The following is an 8,276-nucleotide window of genomic DNA, read 5'->3' on the forward strand; positions in this document are numbered from 1 at the left end:
CCGACCTTGATCCCGGTGCGTTTCGCCGCGGCGGCTGCGTCGATCAGGGCCTGCTCGGGCCGCCGGGCGTGGCCGGGATCATCACGGTGCCCTGGTCACCGGAGGCACCGTCGCCGGCCCCCGACTCCGAGGGACGGACCGGGGACGGCTCGACCCGGCCCTTGTGCCCGGGCTCGCCGGGGTCGACGTCGGGCGCCGGCCCGTTCTGGGCCAGGTGGGCCGGCTCGGCGCACAGCGCCCACGCCTGGGGGCCCTGCTTCGCCAGGACCTTCTCGGCGACGGCGATCTGCTGGGAACGGCTGGCGAGGTCGGGCCGCTCGGCGTAGGCGCGCCCGCCCGCCGCGTCCCACTCGTCCTGGGTGAGCTGGAGGCCGCCGTAGGCCCCGCTGCCGAAGTTGGCGCTCCAGGTGCCGCCGCTCTCGCACTCGGCGACCTTGTCCCACGTCGCGGTGTCGGCGGCGCTCGCGTTGGTGGCCGCGAGCAGCGGCAGCGCGAGGGCGGAGCCCGTGACTCCGGCCGTGACGACGAGGGCGGGGACCTGACGGGGGCGTCTGTGACGGCCGTTCCCGGAACGCATGGGGGTGAACCTTTCGCGCGACGGCAGGAGGAGCCCCGCACCCGGCCGGGCCCTTCCCTGAGGAAGTGACGTGGAACCTAGCGCTCCTCGAACGCTTGTCACAAGTCGATGCAGCCGCGATCACGTGAAGATCACAGAAGTGACGCGGGGTCAGTTAATTGCTGGGTGTGAAGCGCACCGGAAGGGTGCGCAGACCACGCATGATCAACCCGCCGCGCCACCGCAGTTCGTTGGGATCCACGGCCAGTTCCAGGTCGGGCAGACGCGTCAGCAAAGTCGCGAGCGCGGTCCGCCCTTCGAGTCGGGCGAGCGGCGCACCGAGGCAGTAATGGATGCCGTGCCCGTAACCGAGGTGCTGGTTGTCGCCGCGGGAGAGGTCCAGGGTGTCGGGCTCGGCGAACCGGGCGGGGTCGCGGTCGGCCGCGGCGAGGACGACCAGCACCGGATCGCCGGCCTCGATCGCCTGCCCGCCGAGGGTCAGCGGGCGGGTGGCGAACCGCCAGGTGGCCAGCTCCACGGGGCCGTCGTAGCGCAGCAGCTCCTCCACCCCGGTGGCCAGCAGCTCGCTCTCGCCGGCGGCGAGGGAGTCCTGGAGGCGGCGGCGCTGGGCGGGGTGGGCGAACAGCGTGTGCAGGCCGTTGCCGATGAGGTTGACGGTGGTCTCGAAGCCGGCGAAGAGGAGGATGAAGGCCATGGCGGCGGCCTCGTTCTCCGTCAGGTGCTCGCCGTGGTCGCTCGCCCGGATCAGACCCGAGATCAGGTCATCGCCCAGATCGTCCCTTTTGCGATGGATGAGCTCGACGAGGTAGGTGCGCATCTGCTTGACCGAACGGGCCACCCCGCCGCGCGGACCCCCGCCGTGGCGGATCATCATCCCGGCCCAGTCCCGGAAGTCGTCCTGGTCCTCACGCGGGACGCCGAGCATCTCGCAGATGGCGTAGATGGGCAGCGGGAAGGCGAACTCGTGGATGAGGTCCGCCTCCCCCCGGGCGGCGAACCCGTCGATCAGGTGGTCGGTGAGCTCCTGGACGCGCGGGGTGAACTCGGCGACCCGGCCGGGGGTGAACGCCTTGGACACCAGCCGGCGCAGCCGGGTGTGGTCCGGGGGGTCGATGTTGAGGAGGTGGGTCATCAACTCGGCCTTGCGTTCGCCCGGAATGCCCGTCTTGCCCTTGGCGTGCGCGGGCTCCGCGTGGTTCTCCGGGTTCTTGCTCAGCCGCTGGTCGGCCAGCGCCTGCCGGGCGTCGGCGTACCGCGTCACGAGCCAGGCCTCGACCCCGCTCGGCAGCTTGGTGCGGTGCACCGGGGAGTGCTCGCGCAGCCAGGCGTAGGCCGGGTACGGGTCGGTGGCGAACTCCCAGTCGAAGAGCGTGGGTGCGGCGGGCGCGGCCCCGTCGACAGGGGAGTCGGGAGCGGTCTCGGCGGCGGGGTCATCGTGCACCCCCCGACCGTAACCCGGCCCGCCACCGGTCATCCCCTATGCCCGGTTCGCCGCGGCTGTCCGTAGATCCCCCGGACCTTGACCTCGGCCGTCGCGCCGTTCCTACTGTCCTCCCTGTGGATGTGAAGATCTTGAAAAGCAGTTTCGCGGTGGCCGAGAGACGGGCCGAACACACCGTCAAGTTCTTCTACGCCCACCTGTTCCGGCACCACCCCGCGCTGCGCGAGCTCTTCCCCGTCGAGGACGAGGACATGCAGCGCCAGCGCGACCGGCTGTTCGCCGCCCTCACCCGGATCGTGGGCCGGCTGCACGACGACGGGCTCCTCCCCTATCTCCACGACCTCGGCCGCGACCACCGCAAGTACCGGGTCGCCCCCGAGCACTACGCCGCCGTCGGCACCAGCCTGCGGGCCGCCCTGGCCGCCGCGTGCGGCGCGTCCTGGACCCCGGCCACCGAGAAGGCCTGGGCCGAGGCCTACCAGGTGGTCGCCGACGCCATGACGGACGGGGCGGCCCGCAGCCAGGACCCGCCGTGGTGGGACGCCGAAGTGGTCCGGCACCTGACGTACGGCCCGGACACAGGGGTGCTCACCCTGCTCCCGGACGCACCGCTCCCCTATGTACCGGGCCAGTACGTCAGCGTGAGCAGCGACCTCGTCCCCCGCGTCTGGCGCCCCTACTCCCTGGGCAACGCGCCCCGCCCCGACCGCACCGTCGACCTGCACGTCAGCCGGATCGACGGGGGCCGGCTGAGCACCGCGCTGGTGCGCCGGACCGCGCCCGGGGACCGGCTGCGGCTCGGGGCCCCGGGCGGCCGGGCGGTGCTGCGCCGCGAGGGCCGCCCGATCAGCTTCGTCGCGGCCGGCACCGGCTGGGCCCCGGTCCGGGCCATGCTGGAGGACCTGGCCGAACGCCCGCCCGACGCGGAGGTCCGCCTCTTCGTGGTCGCCCGGGACGCCGCCCACTTCTACGACCGCCCGGTCATCGAGGCCCTCGCCGCCGGGCCGGTCCGGCCGAGCGTCACCTACATCACGCCCGCGCCGGGCCGGCACCGCAACCAGGCCACCGAGCGGCTGGCCACGGCCCTGGGCAACCGGGGCCGGTGGCCCGACCAGGACGTCCACCTCAGCGGCCCGGCGCCGTTCGTCGAGGAGATCGCCCACCTGGTGCGGGAGCTGGGCGCCGACCCCGCCCGGGTCTTCCACGACGCACTCCCGTACGGCGCCGGGACGGCCGGCCGGCCCCGGCCGCTGGGCCCGGGCGAGTGGTTCCTGGACCCGCCGGCCCCGCACTGGCACGACCCGGCGGCCCGGATGTGAGGTCCGGGGGGCCGCTGCCCCCGGGAGGGGGCCACTCCCCCGGGCCCGGCCCCTACTCCGCGGCCAGGATCGCGTCCCGGTACGTACGGGCGGCCGCGCGCAGCGCGGTCTCCGGGTCGACGCCCTCCGCCTCGGCCCGGGCGGCGAGCGCCAGCAGCTCGTAGCCGATGCCCTCGCCCCGCGGCAGTTCCACGTCCAGCCCGGCCGCCCGGGCACGGCCGACGAGCTGCGCCGCGAGGGCCAGGCCCGGCTGGCCCAGCGGCACGCCCTCCGTCACCGAGGCGCGCTGCTTCTCCACGGCCTTGGTGCGCAGCCAGTGCGCGTGCACGTCCTCGGGGGTCTCGGCGGTGGCGTCGCCGAAGACGTGCGGGTGGCGGCGGACGAGCTTGTCGACCAGGGTCGCGGCCACGTCGTCGATGGAGAACGGCTCGGCGCCGTCCTCGCCCTCGCCCTCCTCGGCGATCCGGGCGTGGAAGACCACCTGGAGCAGGACGTCGCCCAGCTCCTCGCGCAGCTCCTCCCGGGTACCGTCCTCGATCGCCTCGACCAGCTCGTACGCCTCCTCGATGGCGTACTTCGCCAGGCCCCGGTGCGTCTTGCGCGAGGTCCAGGGGCATTCGCGGCGCAACCGGTCCATGACCTGGACCAGGTCCAGCAGCCGGGCACCGGGCAGGTCGTAGGAGCCGGGCAGCAGCTCCAGCTCGGGCATGGCCACGCGGCCGGAGCCGGCGAGCCGGGCCAGGCCGTCGGTGAGCCGCTGGTCGCCCTCGCCGGTGGGCAGGACCACGACCGTACGACCGCCGGCGCAGGCCTCGACCAGGTCGTGGGCGTCGGGCACCTCGGGGGTGACCTCGACGCCCGCCTCGTGCAGGTACGGAAGCTGCGGGTGGTGCGGGTCGGCGCACAGGACGCGGTCGGCGGTCCGCAGGGTCTGCCAGGCCGGCCAGGACAGCACACCGGGGGCGACCCGGTGGCTGGTGGTCAGCAGGACGATGCGGCCGGTCTCGGCGGCGGTCGGCTCGGGGGTGTTCTGCTCGGTCACCCCTCGAACCTACCCCCGCCCGGGTGCGCCCCCGTCGGGCGCACCCGCTGCGGTGGGTGCCTCAGGCGCCGGCGGCCGGCTGCTGGGGGCGGGTCTTCTGGACGATCCAGGAGGTCCCCTTGTCGCCCAGGCCGATCTGCTGCGGGTCCCAGGTGCCGAACCGCGGGTTCAGCTCCACGTGCAGCTTCTGCGCGGTCCGGCGGATCTCCTCGACCGCCTTCTCCTGGCTGCCGTAGTGGTCGTAGAGCTTGTCCCGCAGCAGCTTGAAGCGCAGGTCGGCGTCGATCTGGTCGGGTGCGAGCGCGCCCTGCTGGAGCGCGGCCGCCTCCAGCTGCTCGGTGCCGCCCGCCTGCTGCACCGTGAGCTTGCGCTGGTCCTCGACCTCGGCGGTGGTCACGCTCACCCCGGCGTCCTTCGCGGCCCGCTCCAGCACGGCCAGCCGGATCATCCACTCCAGCTTGTGCCGCTCCAGGCCCGCGGTCGCCTGGATCAGGGCCGGGCCCTGGGGGGACCGGTTCTGGGCCGCCCGGACGTCCTTGACCTGGGCCTGCACCGCCGAGGTGGTGATCCGCTCCCCGCCGACGACGGCCGCGGTACCGGGCCGGGCCGGGGAGGAGCCACAGGCGGAGAGCAGGGGAGCCGCGGCGAGCAGGGCGGCGGATACGGAGAGCGCTGCGCGACGGTGCAAAGGAGCCTCCCGGGCCGGAAAGATTGTGCATTCATGCACAAGGGCCTTGCGGTGATCGATGGTATGCAGTCGAGGGGGCACGGGCCACCGATTCGACCAACGATTCCCGCGGCGTCGGGGTGCGCGTTCACCCGGTGGCCACCCCTGCGTCGTGCGGTGCTGCGAAGGTCCCCCCACCATGTCGAGCGAGCACACCGACCTCCGCGCGCCGCGCCGTACCAGTCTCCGCGGGGCCGCCCTCGCGGCCGTGGTCACCACCGTGGCCGTGGCCGCCGGGGACGCGATCGCCCGGGTGTACCCGTACGGGCACCGCCACCGCAGCATCAACGACCTGGGCAACCAGTTCGTCCCCTTCCACGCCCAGTTGTGGGACCTGCTCCACGGCCGGGCCGCCGGCGGACTGCTGTTCAACTGGCGCTCCGGCTACGGCACCAGCTTCCTGCCGGACTTCGGCACCTATCTCACCAGCCCGTTCGCCCCGCTGGTCGGGCTCTTCCCGCGCGCCGACATCGACCTGGCCGTGTACGTCGTCACGCTGATGAAGACGGCCGCCGCGGCGGCGGCGATGACCTGGCTGCTGCGCACGCTGCGGCGCGGGCCCTGGTGGGGGGCGGGCCTGCTGGGGGCCTCGTACGCGCTGTGCGGCTGGTCCGTGATCGAGGCCTCGTACAACCCGATGTGGATGGACGGGCTGATCGCCTTCCCGCTGCTGTGCCTGACCGGCGAATGGGCGCTGCGCGGCCGGCGGCCGGTGGCGGCGCCGGTGGTGGTCGCGCTGTGCTGGACCGCGAACTTCTACACCGCCTACATGGCCACCCTCGGCGCGGTCCTGGTGCTGCTGGTCCGGGTGGTGCTGACCCGTCAGGGGCTGCGCCGGCGGGCGGCGGTCCTCGGGCGGGCGGCCGTCTCGACGGTGCTGGGGCTGCTGCTGGCCGCCCCCGTGCTGGTGCCGCTGTTCCTCAGCTCTCAGCAGGCCTACCCGGGCTGGACCAAGCAGTTCGCGCCGGTGTCCTGGGCCGACGTGTTCGCACGGGCGCTGCCGGCCACGTACAGCTTCTCCTCGCCGGCCGTGTTCGTGGGCACCGGGACCCTGCTGCTGGCGGCGGCGCTGCCGCTGCACCGGGCGGTGCCGGCCCGCACCCGGTGGTGGTGGACGGGGCTGGTGGTGGCCGTGGCGGTGTCCTTCCAATGGACCCCGACCCATCTGGCCTGGCACGTCTTCGCCACGCCCAACGGCAGCCCGTACCGGCAGACGTTCGTGCTGGCCGGGATCGTGGTGATCGCCGCCTGGACGGCGCTGTCGGCGGGCCGGCCGGACGGCCGGGCGCTGGCCGGGGGCGCCGGGCTGCTGGGCGCTGCCGTGCTGTGGGGCAGCGCCAGCCCGCTGGCCACGGACGCCGGGCTGCTGCTGTTCGTCCTGGGCCTGGCCGCGGCCGGGGCCGCGCTGGGGTGGCCCGGCCGGCGGGCGGGCCGCCGGCCGCTGCTGCCGGCGGCGCTGCTGACCGGCGCGCTGGTGGTGCAGGCCGCGGCCACCGTGGCGTACGGGCACCAGGGCAAGCTCGGCGGGCTGGACGACTACCCGTCCTGGGGCCCGGCCCACACCGCCCGCTCCCGGGCCCTGGCCGAGGCCGACGACTGGCCCGTCTTCCGTACGGACGCCGGCCGGCCGGCGCTGACCGGGAACGACCCGATGCTGCTCGGCGGCGAGGGCGGGGCCTACTACAGCAGCCACACCCCCGACGTCTTCACCCGCACCATGGCCGCGCTCGGCGCCGGGTGGACCTCCCGCGGGCGCAACGTGCAGAGCATCGACAATCCGGTCACCGACGCCCTGTTCGCGGTCGGTGCCCGGCTCCGGCCCGACGGTGCGGTGACCCGTAACCCGCTGCCGCCGCTGCCGCTGGTCACCACCCGGCCGGCGGGCGGCGGACCGGCCGGTACGGACCCGGCCTACGGGGACTCGCCGTTCGCCAACCAGGAGCTGCTGCTGGGCGCGCAGGTCTACGACCCGCCGCTCTCCCCGGGCGTGTGCGCGGCCGGCACCGAGGCCTTCCTGTGGGCGCCCGCCTACAACGCCACGGCCCGGCTCGCGGACGGCCCGGCCTTCCGGCTGAACGGCAACGCCCCCCGCAACCGGGCCGCGCTGCAGCCGCTGGGCCCCTCTCACGGCGAGGGTTCGGCGCTGGTCTTCGACCAGGCCCCGCCGGCCTCCTGGGAGCTGGGCTGCCTCGACCGCGCCCGGCTCACGGCCGCGGTGGACCGGCTGCGCGCGACGGCGGCCACCTCGGTGGCGGTCCACGACTCCGGGCTGTCGGCGACGTTCGCGCGCGGGACCACCGGCACGGCCGTCCTGGCCACCCCGGCCGTGCGGGGCTGGCGTTGCAACGGCCGCCCGGGCGGGTCCTACCTGGGCCTGCTCGCGGTCCCGCTGGACGGCCGGACCACGTCGGTCACCTGCACGTTCCGCCCGCCCGGCCTGTACCCGGGCGCGGCGGCCGCGGCCCTGGCGGTGCTGGTCCTGGCCGTACGGCCGCTGCTGCGGCGGCGGCCGGCCCGCCGGGTTCAGCCGCGGACCTGACCCAGCCACTGGAGGGTGCGGCGCACCTCGTCCGGGAACGGGTGCGCCGGGCCGTGCAGGCGCTCGGCGTCGAACAGCAGCCGGACCAGGGTGTCGTGGGCGGCCGGCCGGTCGCCGAGGGCCAGCAGCAGTTGCGCTATCCGCCGCCGCACCTGGAGCGGGAGCTCCGGGTCGGGGTTGGCGTAGTGGTTCTCGAACAGGGGCAGCAGCGAGCGGTACTCGGCCAGCGCCGCGGCCGGTTCGCCGAGCTGCTCCAGGCACATCGCGGTGTCGTAGCGGAACCGCAGCGCCTGCGGGTCGCCGGCCGGGTACTCGTCGGCCAGCCGCCGCAGCTCGGGCAGGGCCCGGCGGTACTGGCGGTCGTCCATGAGCGTGGCGGCGTACTGCTTGCGCAGGCTGCGCACGACCGGTGAGTGCTCGCCGTGCCGGGCCGCCGCGGTGGGCAGGATCCCGCCGAGGAGGTCCACGGCCTGGGTCAGCTGCCCCTGGTCGAGCAGTTCCTTGACCCGGTCGACGGTGGCGGCGAGGTCCTCCCGCTCCGGTACGGGCGCGGCGGCCGGGCCCGGGGCCGGCGCGGCGGTGGCCCGGTCGGGCCAGGGCGCCTGGGGGCGCAGGAAGGGCCGGGTGGGGT

At 75.0% G+C, this 8,276-nt stretch carries 5 protein-coding genes and 2 pseudogenes; 2 read left to right on the top strand and 5 right to left on the bottom strand.

Annotation, left to right across the window (positions count from 1 at the left end):
• Positions 1-169: 169 nt before the first annotated feature.
• Together EF918_RS38620 and EF918_RS28375 are read right to left on the bottom strand one after the other, a co-directional pair.
• Positions 170-577, bottom strand: a pseudogene (locus tag EF918_RS38620) (transglycosylase family protein); the annotation flags it as partial.
• Positions 578-731: 154 nt separating this feature from the next.
• Positions 732-2,018, bottom strand: coding sequence for a cytochrome P450 (locus EF918_RS28375; protein ID WP_125651786.1), 1,287 nt, complete (start codon positions 2,016-2,018; stop codon positions 732-734).
• A gap of 116 nt (positions 2,019-2,134) precedes the next feature.
• Here EF918_RS28375 and EF918_RS28380 point away from each other — a divergent pair, with 116 nt between their 5' ends.
• Positions 2,135-3,337 (top strand): globin domain-containing protein, encoded by a 1,203-nt coding sequence (locus EF918_RS28380; RefSeq protein WP_260610757.1) that lies wholly within the window; start codon positions 2,135-2,137, stop codon positions 3,335-3,337.
• 52 nt (positions 3,338-3,389) lie between these two features.
• Here EF918_RS28380 and EF918_RS28385 read toward each other — a convergent pair whose 3' ends face one another.
• Positions 3,390-4,379 carry a nucleoside triphosphate pyrophosphohydrolase gene (locus EF918_RS28385; protein WP_125651788.1) on the bottom strand — a complete coding sequence of 330 codons (990 nt, stop codon included), beginning with the start codon at positions 4,377-4,379 and terminating at the stop codon, positions 3,390-3,392.
• A gap of 61 nt (positions 4,380-4,440) precedes the next feature.
• Positions 4,441-5,067: a SurA N-terminal domain-containing protein gene (locus tag EF918_RS28390; RefSeq protein WP_125651789.1), complete on the bottom strand. Its 627-nt coding sequence runs from the start codon at positions 5,065-5,067 to the stop codon at positions 4,441-4,443.
• 178 nt (positions 5,068-5,245) lie between these two features.
• On the opposite strand from EF918_RS28390, the gene EF918_RS28395 reads away from it, so the two are divergent.
• On the top strand, positions 5,246-7,645 hold the full coding sequence (locus EF918_RS28395) for a YfhO family protein (RefSeq protein ID WP_125651790.1): 2,400 nt from the start codon (positions 5,246-5,248) through the stop codon (positions 7,643-7,645).
• On the opposite strand, the pseudogene EF918_RS28400 reads toward EF918_RS28395, so the two are convergent.
• A pseudogene (locus EF918_RS28400) lies at positions 7,630-8,276 on the bottom strand (serine/threonine protein kinase); the annotation flags it as partial. The gene EF918_RS28395 and the pseudogene EF918_RS28400 overlap by 16 nt on opposite strands.

The organism is Streptomyces sp. WAC06614 (genome assembly GCF_003949795.1).
GTDB lineage: Bacteria > Actinomycetota > Actinomycetes > Streptomycetales > Streptomycetaceae > Streptomyces.